The 22,679-nt window shown below is 41.2% G+C and carries 18 protein-coding genes; 11 read left to right on the forward strand and 7 right to left on the reverse strand.

Translation table 11 applies throughout. The annotated features are described in order from the left end of the window. The first annotated feature begins 35 nt into the window (after window positions 1-35). The 7 genes from MHH65_RS04970 to MHH65_RS05000 all read left to right on the forward strand — a co-directional run bounded on the left by MHH65_RS04970 (window position 36) and on the right by MHH65_RS05000 (window position 10,081). The gene (locus MHH65_RS04970; protein WP_024426558.1) at window positions 36-2,171 is read left to right on the forward strand and encodes a PBP1A family penicillin-binding protein; all 2,136 of its coding nucleotides are present in this window, start codon (window positions 36-38) and stop codon (window positions 2,169-2,171) included. Window positions 2,172-2,296: 125 nt separating this feature from the next. Continuing rightward, window positions 2,297-3,355, forward strand: coding sequence for a uroporphyrinogen decarboxylase (gene hemE, locus MHH65_RS04975; RefSeq protein ID WP_024425464.1), 1,059 nt, complete (start codon window positions 2,297-2,299; stop codon window positions 3,353-3,355). A 32-nt stretch (window positions 3,356-3,387) separates the two neighbouring features. After that, complete coding sequence (gene hemH / locus MHH65_RS04980) at window positions 3,388-4,326, forward strand: ferrochelatase (RefSeq protein WP_024426557.1); 939 nt, start codon at window positions 3,388-3,390, stop codon at window positions 4,324-4,326. A gap of 22 nt (window positions 4,327-4,348) precedes the next feature. Further along, window positions 4,349-5,761: a protoporphyrinogen oxidase gene (gene hemY, locus MHH65_RS04985; RefSeq protein WP_024426556.1), complete on the forward strand. Its 1,413-nt coding sequence runs from the start codon at window positions 4,349-4,351 to the stop codon at window positions 5,759-5,761. A gap of 174 nt (window positions 5,762-5,935) precedes the next feature. Next, complete coding sequence (locus MHH65_RS04990) at window positions 5,936-6,514, forward strand: TetR/AcrR family transcriptional regulator (protein WP_024426555.1); 579 nt, start codon at window positions 5,936-5,938, stop codon at window positions 6,512-6,514. Window positions 6,515-6,578: 64 nt separating this feature from the next. Continuing rightward, window positions 6,579-8,888 carry a YhgE/Pip domain-containing protein gene (locus MHH65_RS04995; protein ID WP_024426554.1) on the forward strand — a complete coding sequence of 770 codons (2,310 nt, stop codon included), beginning with the start codon at window positions 6,579-6,581 and terminating at the stop codon, window positions 8,886-8,888. Window positions 8,889-9,031: 143 nt separating this feature from the next. Further along, entirely contained in the window at window positions 9,032-10,081 is a 1,050-nt protein-coding gene (locus MHH65_RS05000) for a M42 family metallopeptidase (RefSeq protein WP_034282191.1), read from the forward strand. A gap of 34 nt (window positions 10,082-10,115) precedes the next feature. On the opposite strand, the gene MHH65_RS05005 is transcribed toward MHH65_RS05000, so the two are convergent. Together MHH65_RS05005 and yhfH are read right to left on the reverse strand one after the other, a co-directional pair. Continuing rightward, entirely contained in the window at window positions 10,116-11,405 is a 1,290-nt protein-coding gene (locus MHH65_RS05005) for a cation:dicarboxylase symporter family transporter (protein ID WP_034282190.1), read from the reverse strand. 339 nt (window positions 11,406-11,744) lie between these two features. After that, window positions 11,745-11,882 carry a protein YhfH gene (yhfH, locus tag MHH65_RS05010; protein ID WP_008359029.1) on the reverse strand — a complete coding sequence of 46 codons (138 nt, stop codon included), beginning with the start codon at window positions 11,880-11,882 and terminating at the stop codon, window positions 11,745-11,747. Window positions 11,883-12,038: 156 nt separating this feature from the next. On the opposite strand from yhfH, the gene MHH65_RS05015 reads away from it, so the two are divergent. The 3 genes from MHH65_RS05015 (at window position 12,039) to MHH65_RS05025 (ending at window position 15,500) form a co-directional block, all read left to right on the forward strand. Beyond that, complete coding sequence (locus MHH65_RS05015) at window positions 12,039-12,782, forward strand: MBL fold metallo-hydrolase (RefSeq protein WP_034282324.1); 744 nt, start codon at window positions 12,039-12,041, stop codon at window positions 12,780-12,782. Between the two features lie 2 nt (window positions 12,783-12,784). Next, window positions 12,785-13,774, forward strand: a complete 990-nt coding sequence (locus MHH65_RS05020; protein ID WP_024425472.1) for a lipoate--protein ligase — start codon at window positions 12,785-12,787, stop codon at window positions 13,772-13,774. Between the two features lie 172 nt (window positions 13,775-13,946). After that, complete coding sequence (locus MHH65_RS05025; protein WP_034282189.1) at window positions 13,947-15,500, forward strand: fatty acid--CoA ligase family protein; 1,554 nt, start codon at window positions 13,947-13,949, stop codon at window positions 15,498-15,500. Between the two features lie 71 nt (window positions 15,501-15,571). Here MHH65_RS05025 and MHH65_RS05030 read toward each other — a convergent pair whose 3' ends face one another. Next, window positions 15,572-15,979, reverse strand: a complete 408-nt coding sequence (locus tag MHH65_RS05030; RefSeq protein WP_034282188.1) for a hypothetical protein — start codon at window positions 15,977-15,979, stop codon at window positions 15,572-15,574. A 177-nt stretch (window positions 15,980-16,156) separates the two neighbouring features. Here MHH65_RS05030 and MHH65_RS05035 point away from each other — a divergent pair, with 177 nt between their 5' ends. Then, the gene (locus MHH65_RS05035) at window positions 16,157-17,443 is read left to right on the forward strand and encodes a M48 family metallopeptidase (protein WP_034282187.1); all 1,287 of its coding nucleotides are present in this window, start codon (window positions 16,157-16,159) and stop codon (window positions 17,441-17,443) included. A gap of 45 nt (window positions 17,444-17,488) precedes the next feature. On the opposite strand, the gene MHH65_RS05040 is transcribed toward MHH65_RS05035, so the two are convergent. The 4 genes from MHH65_RS05040 to MHH65_RS05055 all read right to left on the reverse strand — a co-directional run bounded on the left by MHH65_RS05040 (window position 17,489) and on the right by MHH65_RS05055 (window position 22,589). Beyond that, on the reverse strand, window positions 17,489-18,634 hold the full coding sequence (locus MHH65_RS05040; RefSeq protein ID WP_034282323.1) for a S8 family peptidase: 1,146 nt from the start codon (window positions 18,632-18,634) through the stop codon (window positions 17,489-17,491). A gap of 387 nt (window positions 18,635-19,021) precedes the next feature. Next, window positions 19,022-19,606: a histidine phosphatase family protein gene (locus MHH65_RS05045; RefSeq protein ID WP_024426547.1), complete on the reverse strand. Its 585-nt coding sequence runs from the start codon at window positions 19,604-19,606 to the stop codon at window positions 19,022-19,024. A 61-nt stretch (window positions 19,607-19,667) separates the two neighbouring features. Then, entirely contained in the window at window positions 19,668-20,963 is a 1,296-nt protein-coding gene (locus MHH65_RS05050) for a globin-coupled sensor protein (RefSeq protein ID WP_342497897.1), read from the reverse strand. 93 nt (window positions 20,964-21,056) lie between these two features. Next, window positions 21,057-22,589: an FAD-dependent oxidoreductase gene (locus tag MHH65_RS05055; protein WP_098676788.1), complete on the reverse strand. Its 1,533-nt coding sequence runs from the start codon at window positions 22,587-22,589 to the stop codon at window positions 21,057-21,059. Between the last annotated feature and the right edge of the window lie 90 nt (window positions 22,590-22,679).

The following is a 22,679-nucleotide window of genomic DNA, read 5'->3' on the forward strand; positions in this document are numbered from 1 at the left end:
CATACTATCCGTATAAAGGAATGAGGTGACCTAATTTGAAGAAAAAGAAGATAATCATTCCATTAGTCATTGCAGGAAGTACAATCGTACTCTCATTCATTGGCTATCTGACGATTTTATTTTTAGGACATTATGTCATAGATGAAAAGAAGCTTGTTTTTCACGCTTCCTCCAAAATCATTGATCAGAATGGAAAAGAACTCACAAGCATGTATTCAGAAAATCGGGACCCTGTGTCATTAAAAGAGGTGCCTGATAAAGTAGCAAAAGCTTTTGTGGCTGTCGAGGACAAGCGTTTTTATGAGCATCACGGAATTGATGCACAGTCTATTTCAAGGGCGGTTTATCGAGATATATTAGCAGGAGGGAAGGTAGAGGGCGGCAGTACAATTACCCAGCAGCTCGCAAAAAATATTTTTCTCACAAATGACAAAACCTTTCTTCGAAAAACGAAAGAAGTCATTATTGCCATTAATTTAGAGAGAGATTATTCAAAGGATAAGCTGCTAGAGATGTATTTGAATCAGCTTTACTTTGGCCATGGTGTTTATGGTATTCAGGCAGCAGCCAATTATTATTTTAGTAAGGATGTGAAAGATTTAACGGTCAGCGAAGGTGCCACACTCGCTGCGATGCCAAAGGCACCATCTTCTTACTCGCCTGTTTTACACCCTGATAAAAATAAACAGAGGCGGGACACCATCCTGAATTTAATGAATGAACAAGGATATTTGTCTTCAACAGAAACAGTAGAAGCAAAAGGGAGAACACTAGGCATTCATTTAAAAAAGAAATCAGAAACGCCTTGGGTGGACAGCTATGTTGATCTCATTATTAAAGAAGCAGAATCAGAGTATGCCATTTCGCATGAACAATTGCTTCAAGGCGGCTATACCATTACAGTTCCGATTGATATGAATCTGCAAAAAACCGCTTATGATGCGATGAAGAACAACCGTTATTTCCCGGGAAAAAGCGGTTCTCCGGAAGGCAGCGCCGTATTCATTGATAACGAGTCTGGTGGAGTGAAAGCAGCCATCGGTGGACGAGAATATCAGGCGAGAGGCTACAACAGGGTGACAGCTGTTAGGCAGCCGGGATCTGTTTTTAAGCCGATCGCAGTCTACGGTCCGGCAATGCAGGAGAAAAAATTCAGACCTTATTCACTGCTTGAAGACAAAGAAAAAAGCTATGACGGCTATTCACCTAAGAATTACGATGGGCAGTATGAAGGCAGGGTCACAATGGTGGAAGCCCTCATGAAAAGTAAAAATACCGCTGCTGTGTGGACATTAAGCCAGCTGGGCATTGATATGTCGAAATCATATCTCGAGAAAATGGGGATAGATATCTCGGATAAAGGCTTAGCTATTGCACTTGGCGGTTTAGAAAAAGGAGTTTCTCCATTACAGATCGCTGGAGCCTTTCATACATTTGCAAATGAAGGCGTATATAAAAAGCCTTTCTTTATTCAAAAAATCACCAATGATGAAGGAGAAACTGTAGAAAAGAATCGTAGTCAGCAAGAACGAGTATTTAGTGTGCAGAATGCTTGGAATATGACAAGAATGCTCCAGCAAGTCGTCAAGGGCGGAACAGCCCAGAGCGGTTCATACGCTGGAGATTTAGCAGGTAAGACAGGTACGACCACATATTCAGGTGTGAAAGGTGCAACAAAGGATGCTTGGTTTGCCGGCTATACGCCTAGTACAACGGGTGCAATTTGGATGGGGTATGACAAAACCGATAACAGCCACTATTTAACTGGAGGCAGTCAATACCCTGTACAGCTGTTTAAAGATATTTTAACAGCAGCTCAAATCACCAATGAAACGTTTGAAAAACCAGAGGGGATTAAAGAGCTCGAGTCGCCCATCCATTTAGAGGGATTATCAGGATTTGAAGCCCGCTATGCGTTTAAAATCAAAGGCTTGTTTACATTAGAGCTGTCTTGGGACAATCAGGAGGATAAACGCATTGAATACCGCATCTATGAAAAGAGAAATGGAAGCGAGACGCTGATCGACACAGTGACAGGCGTGGACAGCTATACAATGCCGTATGCCAATGTATTTTCAAATGCAGAGTATAAGGTTGTTCCATATAATACCCAAACGCAAGAAGAAGGAGAAGGCAGTCCATATGTCAAGCCAGAGGCTTTTGGACGTTAATATTCGGCGATTTTTTGAACATTGAGCCGCTTTAGTATACCGTGCCTTGAAAAAACGGTATAGTAAAAGCAGGTTTGAGCCTTGTACAAAAAGAGAGTATAAGGCGAAAGGTGGAATGAAAGGTAATGGGAAAAACGAAGGTTTTTAATGACACGTTCTTAAAGGCGTGTAAAGGGGAAAAAACAGACCATGTACCAGTGTGGTATATGAGACAGGCAGGACGCTCACAGCCTGAATATCGTGCCCTTAAAGAAAAATACGGGCTATTTGAAATTACGCATCAGCCAGAGTTATGTGCTTATGTAACAAGACTTCCTGTAGAACAATATGGTGTAGATGCCGCTATTTTATATAAAGATATTATGACCCCGCTTCCGGCTATTGGAGTGGACGTAGAAATTAAAAATGGAATTGGACCTGTGATTGATGCACCGATTCGATCTAAAGCAGATATTGAACGTCTTGGGGAACTTCATCCTGAAGAAGACCTGCCATATGTGCTTGATACCATTCAGCTTTTAACGAAGGAGCAGCTGAATGTTCCGCTTATCGGTTTTGCTGGCGCACCATTTACGATGGCAAGCTATATGATTGAAGGCGGTCCATCTAAAAATTATCATAAAACAAAGGCGCTGATGTACAGTGATCCTGAGGCGTGGATGCTGCTCATGAACAAGTTAGCTGATATGACGATCACGTACATACGTGCGCAGGTAAAAGCCGGGGTCAGCGCATTTCAAATTTTCGACTCATGGGTTGGTGCTTTAAATGCAGCAGATTACCGGACATTCATTAAGCCTGTCATGCAGCGAATTTTCACAGAGCTGAAGTCTGAAAACGTCCCAATGATCATGTATGGAGTTGGTGCAAGCCATTTAGCGAAAGATTGGCATGATCTGCCGCTTGATGTGGTTGGACTGGATTGGCGTATGAGTGTAGACGAAGCAAGAAAAGAAGGGCTCACAAAAACGTTACAGGGGAACCTTGATCCAACTATTTTACTTGCTCCTTGGGAAGTCATTGAAGAGAGAGCAAAAGATATTTTAGATCAAGGAATGAAATCAGATCACTTTATCTTTAACTTAGGTCATGGGGTATTTCCAGATGTTTCACCAGATACGTTAAAGAAGCTGACAGATTTTATTCACGATTATTCAGCGAAACATAAAAAATCATCCATCTAAACTATTTCAAATGATCTGAAGGAGTGTTGGTTGTGGAGAAAAAGAAAATGGGACTTCTTGTCATGGCATATGGCACCCCATATAAAGAAGAAGATATTGAGCGTTATTATACACATATCCGCAGAGGCAGAAAGCCGGAGCCAGAGATGCTGCAAGATTTGAAGGATCGCTACAAGGCAATCGGCGGTATTTCTCCTTTATCAAAAATTACCGAACAGCAGGCAAATGGTTTGTGTGATCATTTGAACGACATCCAAGACGACATTGAATTTCATGTCTATATTGGCTTAAAGCATATTGAGCCGTTCATTGAGGATGCAGTTGCAGAGATGCACAAGGACGGCATCACAGAAGCAGTGAGTATTGTTCTTGCGCCGCATTTTTCAACCTTTAGCGTGAAATCGTATAACAAGCGTGCACAAGATGAGGCAGACAAGCTTGGCAATCTGAAGATTACGTCTGTGGAAAGCTGGTACGATGAGCCGAAGTTTGTGGACTATTGGGTGAAACAAGTGAAGGATACGTATGCATCAATGAGTGAAGAGGAAAGAGAATCAGCCGTACTCATTGTGTCTGCACACAGCCTTCCTGAAAAGATTATTGCAGCAGGAGATCCATATCCTGATCAGCTCGCACAATCTGCCAAAATGATTGCAGAAGGTGCAGGAATTGAACATTATGAAATTGGCTGGCAAAGCGAAGGCAACACGCCTGATCCATGGCTTGGACCAGACGTTCAAGACTTAACACGGGACCTATTCGAACAAAAAGGCTATAAAACGTTCGTATATGTGCCTGTTGGGTTTGTCGCTGACCATCTTGAAGTGTTATACGACAACGATTATGAATGTAAAGTCGTGACAGATGAAATCGGTGCAGCCTACTATCGACCAGAAATGCCAAATGCGAAACCAGCATTTATTGATGCCCTCGCAACTGTCGTATTAAAGAAGCTTGACGAAAGCAAGTAATTATATAAAAGAAGGCGATCCTATGCATGACAATCAAAAACACCTTGTCATCATTGGCGGTGGCATCACTGGTTTAGCCGCCGCCTTCTATTTGGAAAAGGAAGTCGAAGAAAAAGGTCTTCCCATTCAAATATCTCTTATTGAAGCGAGCCCTAGGCTAGGTGGAAAAATCCAAACATTATATAAAGACGGCTACATCATTGAACGTGGGCCTGATTCATTTTTAGAAAGAAAGGTCAGTGGACCGCAGCTGGCGAAAGATGTAGGTCTATCCGATCAGCTCGTCAATAATGAAACAGGGCAGGCGTATGTACTAGTCAATGAAACCCTTCACCCGATGCCAAAAGGCGCTGTCATGGGTATTCCAACTCAAATCAGCCCATTCATCACAACCGGTCTTTTTTCAGTTGCAGGAAAAGCGAGAGCCGCAATGGATTTCGTCTTGCCAAAAAGCAAGCAAACAGAAGATCAGTCGCTCGGTGAATTTTTTAGAAGACGTGTCGGTGATGAAGTAGTTGAGAATTTAATCGAACCTCTTCTATCAGGCATTTATGCAGGTGACATTGACCGTCTCAGCTTAATGTCCACCTTCCCGCAGTTTTATCAAACAGAACAAAAGCATCGCAGTTTGATTCTTGGGATGAAAAAATCACAGCAGCATGCGAAAGCGCAGCAAGTGACAGCGAAAAAACAAGGGCAGTTCCAAACGATCAATCAAGGACTTCAAGCGCTTGTTGAAGCAGTAGAAAGCAAGCTCAAGCTGACAACGATTTATAAAGGGACAAAAGTGAAGCAGATTGAAAAAACAGATGAGGGCTACGGTGTGCAGTTAGACAGCGGTCAAACGCTTTTTGCTGATTCAGCCATTGTGACAACTCCGCATCAATCGATCTATTCCATGTTTCCAAAAGAAGCGGGGCTTGAGTACTTGCATGATATGACATCTACTTCTGTTGCAACGGTTGCACTCGGTTTTAAAGAAGAGGATGTTCATAATGAATATGACGGTACTGGTTTTGTCATCTCAAGAAACAGTGATTTCTCTATTACAGCTTGTACATGGACGAACAAAAAATGGCCGCATACAGCTCCTAAAGGAAAAACATTATTGCGTGCTTATGTAGGGAAGGCTGGCGACGAATCAATTGTCGAACAGTCAGACCATCAAATCGTCAGCATTGTGCTGGAGGATTTAAAGAAAATTATGGATATTAAAGCAGATCCAGAACTGACAACAGTGACTCGCTGGAAGACGAGCATGCCGCAATATCACGTCGGTCATCAAAAAGCCATTTCGAACATGCGAGAAACGTTTAAGCAATCATATCCTGGTGTTTATATCACAGGTGCTGCTTTTGAAGGTGTCGGAATCCCTGATTGTATTGATCAAGGAAAAGCTGCCATTTCAGAGGCTGTATCTTATCTATTTTCATAAAACAAACTCCCTTTTCTATCAAGGAAAGGGAGTTTTTCATGCTCGAATAATTCAAAAAGAGTTGTGAATCATAAAAGTGAACAAAGTTGTTGCATCTGGAGAAAAGGATATGGTATATTACTTTCTGTACTTAATGACCAAAACGTTCAAATAGTCATTTTGGGAGTGAAAATCATGAGTGTTGATAGGAGACAAATGATTTTAGACGGGGCTACGAAGGCATTTACTCAATTCGGGTATAAAGCCACCACAATGGACCTTGTGGCGAAGCTTGCCAACGTCGGAAAAGGAACCATTTATACCTTTTTCAAAAACAAAGAAGAGCTGTTCGATGAAATTTTTACATCCCTTTTAAGTGAGATGAGGAAAATTGCGGATGAAGCAATGGATGAGGAGAAAAGTTTCTCTGAAAACCTTCATTTAGCACTCTTTGCAATATTGGAATTTCGAAAAAATCACCAGCTCACAATCAAAATCTTTCAGGAAAATGCGAAGCTTGGCACGTCAGCGGTCAAGGAAATGATTGAGAAGATGGAGCAAATGATCATTCGCTATATTAAAACGAAAGTAAAAGAAGCGATTGATAAAGGCGATATTAAGCCATGTGATCCTGAATTGACTGCATTTGTGATGGTGAAACTATATATTGCACTTATTTTTGATTGGGAAAAGCGATACGAGCCTTTAACAAAAGAAGAGGTGGCCGAGTCGCTGGAGCTTTATGTACTCAAAGGACTTTTAGCAGCAAGATAATTTTTTTTAAGTTCAAATGACCAAATTCTAAATTTAGTCATTCATCTATGGGAGGAAAACAGCAATGAATTTAATTCGGAATCAATGGAAAGACATTGTGACGAGCAAAAAACTACTGATCCCGATTTTCGCTGTCTTATTTATTCCGCTGATTTACAGCGGCGTGTTTTTAAAAGCGTACTGGGATCCATATGGTACAGTTGATCAATTGCCTGTAGCGGTTGTCAACTTGGACGAAGGCAGTCATTATGACGGAAAAACACTGCATGTCGGCGATGATTTAGTGAAGGAATTAAAGAAAAATGATAATTTCAAATGGAACTTTGTCGATAGTGAAGAAAAAGCCTTGAAGGGATTAAATAACGAGGATTATTATCTCGTCGTGGAAATACCAAAGGAATTCTCGAAAAATGCAAGTACAGTCCTTGATAAACATCCGAAAAAATCGAATCTGAAATATTATACGAATCCAGGCGCCAACTATGCGGCGTCACAAATTGCGAATAATGCCATTATCAAATTAAAAGATTCGGTTTCAAAGGAAGTCACAAAAAATTACGCAGAGGTCATTTTTGATAACTTCAAAACGATTGCAAAAGGCTTAGATCAAGCAAGCGATGGTGCGAAGAAAATTGATGACGGAACAAAAGATGCAAAAGATGGCAGTAACAAATTAAAAGAAAATCTAGCAAAATTGGCTGAGGGAACGTTAACCTATAGCGAAGGTGTTCATCAGTTTGCTGGTAAAATGGGTGAACTGAACACAGGGATACAATCTCTTGACAGCGGTCTTGGCCAGCTCTTAACAGGCTATCAAACCATCGATCAGAAATTTGGAGAGCTTGGTACAGGGATTGATACATTGACTGAAGGGCTAAACACAAGCCGCGAAGGTCATCAGCAGCTCGCTTCTAAAATGCCGCAATTTACAGCGGGTATTGAGCAGCTAAACAACAAAGCACAATCTTTTTCAGAAAAAATTGAAGCAGTAGAAAAAGTCTTATCGTCACCAGAATTAGCGAATCTTGAAAAGATGGCGCCTAAACTTGATCAGGTGAAAAAAGACGCAAAAACGTTTAGTACAAAACTGGCTTCATTAAAAGAAGCGTTATCGAATCGAGATGCTAAAGTAAAAAGCATCATCCAAAACAGCTCAATGACAGATGAAGAGAAAAAGGCGGCAATGGATCAGCTTGACAGTCTGCCTAAAATCGAACTGCCTGATCTGTCTGGACTTGAACAAAGCTTAGCGGCCTTGCAGGAACTGCCTGATGCTAGTGAGGTTCAATCTGCGGTTGCTTCTGCAAAAGCTCAGCTGCAGCAAGTCAAACAGCTGCCAAAGAAAACGGAACAGCTGTACACGTCTACAGTCGCGATACAAAATGCGATTGATCAAATGACATCAGGTACGAATAAATTGTATCAAGGTGCACTGAAGCTCCAAACAGGTCAAGGCCAATTACAAGATGGTCTGCAAACAGCAAATGGAAAGCTTGATACAGCGAAAAGCGGTGCAGATAAGCTTGCGAATGGTTCAAGCCAGCTTAGTGCAGCGTTAAATAAGCTGGAAAGTGGTTCAACGAATATCCAAAGCAACACATCTAAGCTTGCTGAAGGTTCAAAATCACTCGATAAAGGATTGGGAGATTTAAAGAGCGGTACAGGTAAGCTGTCCGATAAATTAAAAAGTGCCGCTGATGAAACAGGAGAAATTGATGCGGGTCAAGACAATTACAATATGATTGCCAGTCCCGTGAAAACAGAAAATGATACAGCGAAAAAGATCGATAATTATGGTACAGGGCTCACACCTTATATTTTATCGATGGGACTCTTTGTAGGGGCTCTCATGCTCACTGTTGTATTCCCAATGAAAGACCCTGCTGGACGCCCTAGAAATGCGTTTGAATGGTTTTTCAGCAAATATAGTGTGCTCCTCTTTGTCGGTATCCTGCAAGCAGTTATTGCAAGCTCCATGCTCATCTTTGGGCTTGGTCTTGAGGTGGAAAGCCTCTGGCGCTTCTATCTCTTTGCGATTATCGTCAGTCTGACATTCTTAGCGATCATTCAGCTGCTGGCGACAACTATGGGGAACCCAGGACGCTTCATTGCCGTTATTATCTTGGTTCTTCAGCTCGCAGCAAGTGCTGGTACATTCCCGCTTGAGCTTGTGCCGAAATTCTTCCAAGTCATTCATAGTCTGCTTCCAATGACGTATACCATCAACGGATTTAGAACGATCATTGCAAGCGGTGATGACAGCTATTTATGGCACCAAGCAGCGATCCTTGGAACAGTTGCGATCATCATGATGGCAGCAACAACAGCATACTTTGCTTGGAACGTAAGAAAAATGAAACAGGACGAAGCTTAATCTATGAATCCTTTCTCTTTATAGAGGAAGGATTTTTCATTTGAAATTAGACATCTCGAACCTGAAGCGATATATTTTAAGAAGAGATGCTGAAAAAGGCATACATGGAAGGAATTGCTTTCAGACAAAGGAGGAAATGCCGAATGACAACTGAAGTAAACGAAACCGTTCAGCTGATTCAAAAGCTCGTATCAATCCCAAGTCCATCAGGAAATACGGAAAAAGTGATCGGCTTTGTTGAACGTTTTTTACAAGATTTGAATATTGAGACAAAACGAAATCGAAAAGGCGGATTAATTGCCACAATCAAAGGAACAGATGACAAGGAACACCGCATGCTGACAGCGCATGTCGATACGCTCGGTGCGATGGTTAAGGAAATTAAATCAAATGGACGGCTTCGTCTTGCACTTATTGGAGGCTTTCAATATAACTCAATTGAAGGCGAATATTGTGAAATTGAAACAGCATCAGGCCATACATACACAGGGACCATTCTTATGCATCAAACATCCGTTCATGTTTATGCGGATGCTGGAAAAGCGAAACGAAACCAAGAAAATATGGAGATTCGTCTCGATGAAAAGGTGAAAAATGCAGACGATGTCAAAGCACTTGGCATTCAAGTAGGGGACTTTATTTCATTTGATCCGAGAGTGGAAGTGACGTCTTCAGGGTTTATTAAATCAAGACATCTTGATGATAAGGCAAGTGTTGCGCTGCTTTTGCGGCTCATCCACCGGATTCAAAAGGAAAACATCACATTGCCGCATACGACGCATTTTTTAATTTCCAATAATGAAGAGATTGGCTACGGCGGCAACTCGAATATTCCAGAAGAAACAGTGGAATATCTCGCTGTAGATATGGGTGCGATCGGTGACGGTCAATCGACAGATGAATACAGTGTATCGATTTGTGTAAAGGATTCGAGCGGCCCTTATCACTATGGATTTCGCAAGCATTTAGCTGCATTAGCAGAAGAGAACAACATTGATTACCGCCTTGATATCTACCCTTATTATGGCTCTGATGCATCAGCAGCCATTAGAGCAGGGCATGATATCATTCATGGACTGATTGGTCCTGGTATAGATTCCTCGCATGCTTTTGAAAGAACACATGAAGATTCACTTGTCCATACAGCGGATCTCCTTTACTACTATGTTCAATCACCATTAATCACAGCATAAAAAAAGAACCCCTGATAGATGGGGTTCTTTTTGGTTAGCTTGAAAGCTGTGTTGGCTCAGGTGCCTCTTGTCCAGTCATCACACGATGTCCTTTTTCAGGGTCATACTGCCCTTCCCATTTAGACATGACAACAGCTGCAAGTGCATTTCCTGTTAAGTTGACAACAGTCCGTGCCATATCCATGATACGGTCCACACCTGCAATAAATGCAAGACCTTCAGCAGGTACACCGATCGTTCCTAATGTCGCGAGTAATACAACAAATGAAGTACCAGGAACGGCAGCCATTCCTTTAGATGTTACCATCAGCACAAGAACTAGTGTAAGCTGCTGGACGATCGTGAGGTCAATGCCATATACCTGTGCAAGGAAAAGCGCAGCAATGGCTTGATACAAGACGGAGCCGTCCAGATTAAACGTATAACCGATTGGGATAACGAACGAAACAATTCCTTTTGGACATCCGATGCGCTCCATTTTATCCATGACTCTTGGTAAAACTGTTTCAGAGCTGGATGTACTAAAGGCAAGAAGCATTTCGTCTTTCATGTAAGCAAGAAATCTGAAAATATTGACGCCAATCATCTTTCCGATAATTCCGAATACAACGATAAGGAAGAGAGCGAGCGCAAAATAAACAAGACCTACAAGCTTACCTAATGAAATGAGAGATTCAAGACCAAATTTTGATACGGTCACACCAATGAGTGCAAATACACCAAATGGTGCAGCTTTCATCACAACATTGACGACATGGAACATGGCATGTGATACACCCTCGAAGAAGGCGAGCACTGGTTTACCGCGTTCGCCAATTGCTGAAACGCCAAGTGCAAATAGCACAGTGAAGAAAATAATCGCAAGCAAATCACCTTCCGCCAATGATTGGAAGAAGTTCGTTGGAACGATATGAAGGAACGTATCAGCAACTGATTTGCTGCTTTGCTCTTTTTCCGTTTCAACATACTGGCTAATATCTTGCTTTTCCGTATTTCCAAAGTCAACGCCTGCACCAGGCTGTACAAAGTTTGCAAGCACAAGACCAAGGACAATCGCAAATGTTGTGATAATTTCAAAATAAAGAATGGTTCTAAAACCTAGTTTCCCTACTTTTTTACCATCACCCGCACCTGCAACACCTAAAATTAAGCTGGATACGACAATTGGTATGACAATCATCTTTATGAGCCTTAAGAAGAAGTCTCCAATTGGTTTTAAGTATGTCTCGACACCTGGGTTACCGAAAAAGATTGCCCCAACAACAACACCGAGAATAAGACCGATTAGGATTTGAGTAGCCAATCCAAATTTTAATTTTTTCATAGATTTCCTCCCTAACATATTCATTAAAGGAATATTCCCACCATATTAAGTTTTAATATATGAATTAAAGTATAACTAAATTTAAAGAGGTTCGTCCACGATTAAATTATATTAAGAAAATACAAAATTATTAGAAAAAATAGACATTTAGAACCCCCTCCATTGTTTCGAGTCAATAAAAAGTGCCTTCAGAACTAAAAGTCATCATATGAAAATACTAAAAAACCCTTTTGTGACGAGGGTTTTACCTTTTTACCTATTTTTCAGAAAAAATAAAAAGCACCTTTGACTCCAACTGATGACGGAGGAAAAAAGTGCTTTTTTATTCAATTTATTCCCTTATTTAAGATAACTTACTTGTGAGCATTCCTCACATTCATTACCGTAACACTCGTGCTGTTCCATTAAATCATTTCCACATTTTGTGCATTTCTTTGAGGGCAAATTTCTAAAAAACTCTGTGATTTTTCCTAGCATTTGTCATCCTCCAATACGATTTGTTGCTATTATTGTATTATAACAGATTAATAATTGTCAATCTGTTTTGTAACAATAGGCAGGAAGAATGCTTTTTCCTTGAAAAATGGGTATATTGTAAGAAGGGGATTTTTAGAAAAGGAGGGAAAAATGACGTTGAACTTAACCGTGATTGGATGCTATGGAGGGTTTCCGGCAGCTGGTGAAGCGACATCAGGCTACCTTTTTGAATCAAATGGCTTTCGTCTTCTTGTAGACTGCGGAAGCGGTGTTCTTTCAAAGCTGCAGCAATACATTGATATAGAAGAACTAGATGCTGTTCTCCTTTCTCATTATCACCACGATCATATTGCTGATATCGGACCACTCCAATATGCAAAGCTAGTGGGATATCATTTAGGAAAAAGCAGCGGCCCGCTTCCGATCTATGGACATACTGGTGATCAAGAAGCATTTGGGCGGCTTTCTGATGATGTACATACAAAGGCAAAGCCTTACCAGCCAGAAGAAAGGATTGAACTCGGACCCTTTCAAATTGATTTTTTGAAAACGGTTCATCCGGCAGAATGCTATGCGATGAGAATTCAGGCAGAAGATGCTGTGGTCGTGTATACTGCAGACTCAAGCTATCAGGAGGCATTTATTCCATTTAGCAAGGGGGCAGATCTGCTCATTGCCGAAAGCAATTTTTACGTTGGACAAGATGGATCAGGTGCCGGACATATGAACAGTACGGAAGTAGGGAAAATTGCAAAGGAAGCAAATGTTGGGGAACTTATCATCACCCATCTGCCCCATTTTGGACGTCATAAAGACCTAGTCAATGAAGCACAGGCGTTATATACTGGCAGTATACAGCTTGCCCATTCAGGGCTTAGATGGAACAAGGAAGGAAGATAGAGATGCTGTTTATCGATAACGAACAACATTATGATCCAATGATTAATTTGGCAATTGAAGAATATTGCTTAAAATATTTAGATCCAGAAGAAACATATTTGCTGTTTTACATCAATCAGCCGTCGATCATTATTGGAAAGAACCAAAATACAATAGAAGAAATCAACACAAAGTATGTGGAAGACAATGGAATCAAAGTCGTGCGCCGCTTATCCGGCGGTGGTGCAGTTTACCATGACAAAGGGAACTTAAACTTCAGCTTTATCACAAAAGATGATGGAGACAGCTTTCATAACTTTAAAAAGTTCACAGAGCCAGTTATCAAAGCGCTTGAAAAGCTAGGCGTTAAAGCTGAATTGAGCGGCAGAAATGACATCATGGCAGATGGACGTAAAATTTCTGGAAATGCCCAGTTCGCAACAAGAGGACGTATTTTCAGCCACGGCACACTGCTATTTGATTCAGAAATTGAACATGTCGTTTCGGCTTTAAATGTGAAAAAAGAAAAGATTGAATCAAAAGGCATCAAATCAATTAGAAGCAGGGTTGCCAATATTAGTGAACTGATGGATCAAAAAATGACAACAGAAGAGTTTAGAAAAATTCTTTTAAGCTACATTTTTGATACAAATGGGGACGTGCCTCAATATCGTCTGACTGAAAAGGATTGGGAAAAGATTCACGAGATTTCCCGAGATCGCTATCAAAAATGGGAATGGAACTATGGCCGTTCACCGAAATTTAATTTGCAGCATTCTAAGAGATTCCCTGCAGGCTCCATTGATTTGCGATTAGAAGTGAAAAAAGGGATGATCCAGGATTGCAAAATCTTTGGTGATTTCTTTGGCGTAGGAGATATTGCCGATATTGAGAAGCGGCTCATTGGCCAGCAATATGATCGTAAAACGATCAGTGACGTCTTAGAAGATATGGACATGCGTCACTATTTCGGCAACGTATCAAAAGAGGATTTTCTTGATTTGATTTATTAATCGCGGGAAAGCACTGCTAGGCATAGCAGTGCTTTTTTGATTGAAGGAAATGAAAGCGATTTACATTTGATCTTGTGGATTTTTTCGATTGTCGATTATAATAGAAAGGAGGAATGTTCGGCCATAAAATGAATGGCCATTCATTCATTGATGACATGTAAGGGGTGGGAGAATGGATTTGATCAAAAATCTTCAGCAGACGGCGATGACGAAGGGAGAAAATATCGCATTGATCTTTGAAGGAAAGAAGTGGACCTATCGAGAGCTGATGACAAGTATCGAGCGTTTTGCAGATGGATTAGTGAGCGAAGGGTTTCAAGCCGGGGATCATATCGCGCTTATTTTAGGAAATTCACCGCATTTCGTCATTTCTTTTTTTGGCGCATTAAAGGCAGGGCTTGTCGTTGTGCCTATTAACCCAACATACACACCTAGTGAAATTGGATATATGCTCATCACAGGTGATGTTAAAGGTATTGTTGCGCCTGAACAGCTTCTGCCAGTGTACGAACAGGTGTATGAGCAGCTTCCTTCCATTGAAAGAGTCATTATTTGTGCAGAAAATGAAGCGGCGTGCAGATCAAGCTTCAAGGAAGTATCTGATCGGCTTGTTTTCTTTGGAAAGCTTGTGACAGGTGCTGCGAATGAAAACGTACACCCTTCCATTCAGCCAGATGATACCGCTGTTATTTTATTTACATCTGGCACGACAGGAAAACCAAAAGGTGCCATGCTGACTCATTTCAACCTTTATTCAAATGCCAGAGATGTCGCTGAGTATTTATCGATTGATAAAAAGGACAAGGTCATTGCCGCTTTGCCAATGTTCCATGTATTTTGTTTAACAGTCTGTATGAATGCGCCGTTGATTCATGGTGCGACGATTTATGTCTTGCCGCATTTCAGCCCGTCAGAGCTTTTGCGCATGATGGAAAAAGAGAAGCCAACGCTATTTGTTGGTGTGCCCACCATGTATAACTATTTGTACCGACAGGAGGGGCATAATGAAGCGATGTCATCTGTGAGGATCTGTATATCAGGCGGTGCCTCAATGCCTGTTGCCTTACTGCATGGCTTTGAGAAAAAGTTCGGAGTTACGGTCCTTGAGGGCTATGGGTTATCAGAGGCATCTCCAGTGACTGCATTCAATCCTCTTGACGGAAAAAGAAAACCGGGTTCTGTCGGAACTGACATTATGAATGTGAAGAATAAAATTGTGAATGAACTTGGAGAAGAAGTCGGTCCTAATGAAGTCGGAGAGCTGATAGCAAAAGGGCCAAACATCATGAAAGGCTATTATCAAATGCCAGAAGATACGGAAGCTGCACTAAGAGACGGCTGGCTGTATACTGGCGATTTGGCGAGAAGAGATGAAGACGGATATATTTACATTGTCGATCGGAAAAAGGATATGATTCTTGTTGGCGGTTATAATGTTTATCCAAGAGAAGTAGAAGAAGTACTCTATCAACATGAAGGTGTAGCAGAAGCCGTTGTCATCGGTGTGCCAGACCCAAACACAGGAGAGGCAGTCGTCTGTTACATTTCCCCTAAGAAACATGCTCACATCAATCAAGAAGACATCATCACACATTGTTCACGCTATTTAGCAAAATATAAGCAGCCCCAAACGATCCATTTCATAGATGATATTCCTAAAAACACAACAGGTAAAATTTTAAGAAGAGCGCTAAGAGAAAAGTATCAAGCAGAAGAAAGTAAATAAAAAAAGGGAGTCTCTGATGAGGAGGCTCCCTTACAAATCCCCGCACTTCAAGGTTTTCTCTCAAAGACATTTTAGCTCTTTTGAATGGCTTCTTTTAACTGTCTCTGAAAAGAATTCGACTGTTTTTGATTCAGTTCATAAAACGTTCCATCAACTAAAAAAACGACCTGTGATCGGTTGGTCCAAAGCTGGAAGGTGGTGCCGTTTGTTCGTCCGAACATCACCTTGGCGATATAATCAGGCTTTTTTAAATTTTTCTTGAGATGATTGCTTGTTTGTTTGCCTTTATTTAATTCTTCAATTAAATCTTCTGCTGTGTCCTTATCATCTATTTCATAAGAGATTGATTCATTCGCAGGTGAGAGCAGCAATTTTTCTGCTCGATTCTCATCAAAGATTTCGCTCGTCCGGCTGAACACATAAAAGAAAGTGATTAATAAAAGTCCAAAAATCACAACTCCTGCAAGGATTTTCTTCATTTTGATCCTCCAACTTACTGTTTTACATGTAGCTTCTCCGATTTTTGAGCCGCATAATCATTTTTTTCGCGAAAGCTTTTTCAGATGGGGCATGCTATGATGGAGCCACATGAGACAGGTTCTAAACGAAAAAATGCGCGACTAGAATAGAGAGAGGGATGGAAAGGAGGCTGACCTGTGCGAGTACGTAAATGGATAGCTCTTGTAACGGTAGCATACATATTGTACGGTCTTTTTATTTATTCGTATTTGTTTCTAATGGGGGATTCATCGGTACCTGAAAGTATAAAAGAGACAAGTGCAGATCCGCATACTTTTATGACAAGCCATGAGCTTGTGATCAGTGAGAATTTCTCGAACATACGGAACCTGCTGTATTTCATAACCATCCCATTAGATTGGTATGTCTTTTTTCTTTTGCTCATTTCAGGGTTTTCACGGAAAATAGCAGACTGGAGCTTGGCAGCAGCCCGTTTCAAGTTTTTAAGCAAACTTGTGTATGTGTTTGTGCTGTCACTTTTAACAATGATCATTTCATTCCCAATTAAATGGATTGGCTATCAGCTGTCTTTACACTACGGAGTATCTTCACAAAGTACGGCAAGCTGGTTGAAAGATCAAACACTGGATTTTTGGATTCAATATCCGCTCCTTGCCCTTTGTGCTATTGTGTTCTTTTGGCTGATTCAAAAGAGAAGAAAGCGCTGGTGGCTGTATGCGTGGTGTTTGACAGTCCCAGTTACGCTGTTTCTCTTCTTTATACAGCCGGTCGTCATTGATCCGTTATATAACAATTTTTATCCACTAAAGGATCAAGCCCTAGAGAAGAAGATATTAACGCTGGCAGACAAAGCGCATATTCCGGCAGATCATGTATACGAGGTCAATATGTCTGAAAAAACGAATACGATGAACGCTTATGTCACAGGAATAGGTGAAAATAAGCGTATTGTTTTATGGGATACAACACTGCAAAAGCTGAAAGACCGCGAAATTTTATTTATCATGGCGCATGAAATGGGACATTACGTCATGAAACATGTCTATATTGGGTTAGCAGGATATTTAGTGCTGTCACTGGCCGGATTTTTTGTAATCGACCGTCTTTATTTTTATCTTTATCAAAAAGGAGCAGCCTCATTTCGACTCAAGGTGTCTAACGACATCGCCGCTCTTCCGCTTCTTTTAATCATCGTTTCCATGCTGTCATTTGCAGCTTCACCTTTTACAAATGCAGTGTCAAGGCATCAAGAACGGGCAGCCGACGAATATGCGGTGAACATGACAAAAGACGGGAATGCAGGCGTAACGTCTTTTCAAAAGCTTGCAAAATCAGGGCTCTCCCAGGTGAATCCACCATTTCTAGTGAAGATTTTCCGCTATGGACACCCGACCATGATGGAAAGAATTATGGATATGGAAAAAGCAGCGGAAAAAGAGAAAACGCCGAAAAAGCAGGAATAAATAAAATCCGGCTGGATCAGCCGGATTTTTATTATCACATTTGGATTAGTTAGAAGCCGCTTGAACGTTGATTAACCCTTTTCCGTAATAGAATGAGTCACCAAGCGGTGTTGCCGTGTTTTCTAAGCGCTGGCGAACCTGAGAAGTTGATAGATTCGGATACTTAGAAAGGATAAGCGCTGCTGCTCCTGCTACATGAGGAGACGCCATAGATGTTCCAGTATAAGAAGTGTATCCACTGCTTGGCACCGTACTTAAAATAGAAGTACCAGGTGCAGAAACATCTAATTCAGGACCTGCGCTAGAAGATGAGTTTCTGACATTGTTACTGTTTACATTGGCAACAGCAATTGTAGAATCGTATTTTGCTGGATAGCCAACGGTGCTAGTAGAGCCAAATGAACCTGAATTTCCTGCTGCGGCAACGACAACTACTCCGCGGTTATTCGCTGTGTCAACAGCATTTTTAAGCGCTGTGGAGCCGTTTGGTCCGCCTAAGCTCATATTGATGACATCCATGTTATTCGCTACAGCCCATTCAATACCGCTAATAATCCAGCTGTATTGTCCGTCGCCATTACGGTCTAATACTTTCACAGCATATAGGGAAGCGCTTGGAGCGACCCCAAGAACACCAATTGTGTTATCAAGGGCAGCAATGGTTCCTGCTACGTGAGTTCCATGTGATTGAAAGTCTTGGGTGGCATTTGGCTCTGAAGGGACGAAGCTCGCACCGCCTGCAACATTTAAGTCAGGGTGTGCAGCGTGGATTCCAGTATCAAGGACAGCTACTTTGACATTAGCACCTTTATAACCTTGAGCGTGTACAGCTGGAGCTTTGATTTGAGGGATTCCATAAGGGACGGTTTGTGCATATGCTTCTGCTTTATGGTCTTCTTCTACGTAAGCAATGCTAGGGTCATGTTCAAGTTTCTTGGCGGCTTGTTCGGACATTTTCACTTGTGCAGCATTAATGAGGCGGTATTGTTTTTCTAGTTTTCCACCATTTTGAATGACAGCTTGTTTCTTAGAGCTGTTTGTGGTGGCAGAGGCTTTAAAACCAACAATATAGCTTTTTTCACTATCTGTTTTGGAGACCGTTTCGGCATTTGCCATGGATCCTCCAAACCCTGCTGAAAACAGAAGAGGGACAGCCAATAAAACACTTGTCATCACATTTTTCTTTTTCACGCACATTCCACATCCCTTTTTTCTTATTTCAGAATAATCATCCGTAGTCTATAAGAATGAACCGTTTGATTATTCTGTATATTCAGTTTAAGGGAAGTAGGCAAATAAGAGTAGACCCGAATTTTTGTGAAAGTCCTAGCGAAAATTGGGGAATTAAGTCACTTGGAACTGGTGGTAAAATATGTTTATTCTATCATTTCAGCGATGTTCTATTAAAAAGGGAGTGTGCTTTTTTTCTCATGATCCATTTCCGGTTAAATATTCGATACCCGAAAAGCCATAAAATAGGTAGAATCGTCTAGCATCTATTTCGAATTTCGATATAAAAAAATATTATTTTATCATTGTTTTTGCCATAAAAAAGAACCTGCTAAGATAACAGGCTCTTTAAGAAGGGGCGGATTGAGTTAAATGGCTGACCACGTTGTAATCACGGACCTTCCATTTACCATCTGACCATTCCACATAATTTAAGCAAGCATTAACAAGTCTCGTGTTCTGTAGACCCATATGTTCATCTGCCAAAGTGGTGAGTAAAGCATGGATAGCAGCTCCGTGAGCCACGATCAGGACATGTTGATCTGGATAGGCGGCTCTGACTTTCTCAATACCTTCTAGCATTCGGTTTTGAATCGTCTCAATTGGTTCCATATTTGGATACTGTTTATCTGGAAACAGCTTCTGACGCTCCTCAAACGACATGCCTTCAGCGTCACCATAATCTCGTTCTATAAAATCATCCATGATGACAAGTGGAGCATGGACATGATTTAAAATCAAGTGTGCCGTTTCTTTTGCCCTTGTTAGTGGACTGGAAATGACAACATCCCAATGGACATCCTTTAAGTAAAGTCCAGTTTGTTCAGCCTGCCATTTACCTGTGTCGTTTAAAGGGATATCTGTTCGTCCTTGAATTCGTTTCGCTGCATTCCAATCTGTTTCCCCGTGTCTGACTAGGCAAATTGTTGTCAATCAAATCCCGCCTTTTCTATCTTTTCTTCTATTATACTAAAGCAGAAGAAAAAAGACTGTATTAGCGATTTGTCAGGCTTGTTAAGGATTCGACGGAGCTTGCGACTTGAGACACCGTTTGTTTGACTTCCTTCAATTCGTTAAGGAAAGTCTGAAGGTCAATTTCAATTTTTCCGTTTTGGTTTTTGCTTAAGTTCATGCTGCTGACGATATCATCGAAGAGTGAATTGATTTGTGTCATTTTTTCTTTACTGTCTGTCACAAGTAAATTCACGTCCGCAATGTGCTGAGAGACAATGGCGATTTGTGAATTGGTATGGTTGACAAGTTCAGATACAGTTGAAACCGTTTTCTTTGTGTCCTCTGATAATTTGCGCACCTCGTTTGCAACGACAGCAAAGCCTTTTCCATGTTCTCCTGCTCGTGCAGATTCGATTGAAGCATTTAAAGATAACAAGTTCGTCTGCTCTGCAATGCCTGTGACAATCCCAAAGATTTGTTCAATTTGTTTGGCGATTTCCTCAAGACGCTTAATTTCTGTTTCAATCTTCGTCATGCTGCCATCAATCTGATTCATTTGTGTTTGCTGAATTTCTAATTCTTTTTTACCGCCGATTGATTTTTCTTCGACCTGTGCTGAAATTTGTGTTCCAGCTTGTGACATGTCCGCCATCTCATCCGATTTTGAGACAAGCTTGTCGACCGCACTTGTTGTGTTTGAGAAGAGCGAAGCAAGCGAATTTGAAGTCTCTGTGATTTTTGTATGAAGCTCTTGCTGCTGCTCTTCTGCTTCATCACGAATTTTAGAATATTCATTTTGGAATGTATCTAGGACAAGCTGCTGCTCTAAATTTAAAATTTTCGTCGTCGCTTTGACCGCTGTCTGATATTCTTTGAAATCTTGGATATGGTTAGCGAATAAATCCATAATTGATAGCAGAAGGTCTTGGAATGCTGCCATGTACCATTTAGGCTGGAGTCCAATCCGTAAATGAACTTGCGCAATTTTAATGCGTTTTGCCACATAGGCTTCGTCAATCACGCCTGCAAACATTTCGCTAATATGAATGCGGAGTGTTTTTTTCAAACGATCGACAGAACTATTGTCTTGAATGATATGCATCAAGGAAGACTCGACTTCTAAATTTTTATAAAACTTATCAACAATATGTGCAATATCATCCTGAACAATTGGATTGAGCTGCTTTAATATCAATAGGTCATGCTGCGTCAGGTCAATCATTTTGATTTGTTTCGCGATGTCCGTATTGTTCGAGAAGTTGATTCGTTTTATCCCATCATCCTGCTGTGTGAAAAAAGCAGTGTTTTTTCTTTTCGGTTCTTTTTTAAATAACAATGTGTTTGTCCCCCCATAATCATCAAAAATATCAGACTTTATGTTTTTTATCGGATAATATTGGATTTTTTAAAGGGGGGGACGAGTGAAATTTTACTGTTCTTTATATGACCTTTTTAGTGGTTTTTTAGCAGGGCCTTCTACTACTTCTCCAGTAATGGAAAAACGTGAACCGTGACACGGACAGTCCCAAGTGCGGTCACTATTATTCCAAGCCACTTCACAGCCTAGGTGAGTGCACGTTGTATCGACTAGAAAGACATTCCCATCCTCTGATTTATAGGCGCCGCACTTTTTATGTTCATACGAGATAATGCCGCCCTCACCTGGTTTTAAATCATCGATTGTTTGATCAGTTCGTTTGAATTTACCACTGATCAGCTTGGCAGCGACATTGGCATTTTCTTTAACGAAATCTTTGACGAAAGAGTCAGTAACAGGTCTTGATGGCGTAAAGATTGATTCGTATGGATTCGATTTACCTTCAATTAAATCACCGATAAGAGTGGCTGCGACGTGGCTTGTGGTCATGCCCCATTTTCTAAAGCCGGTTGCTACAAAGATATTCTGGTGGTGTTTGGTCAGGCGGCCAATGTAAGGGATTTGATCCATTGTGACCATATCGTGTGTCGACCATCGATACAGCACTTCTTCTATTCCAAGGGTGGCATCTCCAAACGTTTCTAGTCCTTCATAGTGAGCGGATTCATCTCCGCCTTGTCCTGTTTTATGGCCTTCTCCTCCGATGAGGACTACTTCTTCTCCGTCCCATTCTGCCGTTCTTAAAGAGTGAGCAGGCTGGTCAATTCCTAAGTACATTCCGTCTGGGAGTGGTTTGGTTGTTTTAGCTGCTACGACATAGGATTGCTCTGGATGAATACGGGTGAAATAAAGTCCTTTTCCATCATAAAAAGGAAAGTGTGAGCATGAAATGACATAGCGCCCTGTCAAATGATGTCCGCTTTTTGTGACGACAGCAGGGCGGTTCCCTTCTTTTACATCAACAGCGGTTGTTTGTTCAAAGATACGTACACCTCGCTCTAGGAGCTTGTCGATTAGCGCATTGAGATAATGAAGGGGATGAAACTGTGCCTGATTGGTCATCGCAAGTGCTGCTTTGATGTCACCGTCAAAAGGAAGCTTTGTTTTCCATTCCCGGTCAATACCAAGCTGTTTGTAGGCATCTAATTCCTTCTTTAACTTTTTTACACCGCTTTCTTCCTTTGTATAAAGGTAAGCATCTTTTATCTCTAGCTGACAATCAATGTCGTGCTCTTTGATACGAGCTTGGATGAGGTCTTTTGCTTTCTCATTTGCTTCTACATACAAACGTGCTTTTGGCATCCCAATTTGTTGAATCAGCTCATAATAGTACACATCATGCTGTGAGGTGATTTTAGCCGTTGTGTGTCCGGTCGTGCCTTGCAGCAATTGTTCGGCATCAATGATGATCACATCTAGTCCTCGCTCTGTCATTTCAAACGCCGCAGCGATACCGGTAATACCGCCGCCGACAATGATCACATCTGCTGTGAGATCTTCACTGACAGCAGGAAAAGAATGCTTCTGACTATCCGCCAGCCATAACGATTTTGCCTGTTCCATTCCTTTATGTTCTTGTTCCATGTTGTCGCCTCCAATGATTTGTTGTGTATAATTTTTCCACAATGCTGAAAATCATACATCTGAAAGGAAACAGGGGCGTCATACATAAAA

The sequence above is a fragment of the Bacillus sp. FSL L8-0654 genome (genome assembly GCF_038629965.1).
GTDB classification, from domain to species: Bacteria; Bacillota; Bacilli; order Bacillales; family Bacillaceae; genus Bacillus; species Bacillus safensis.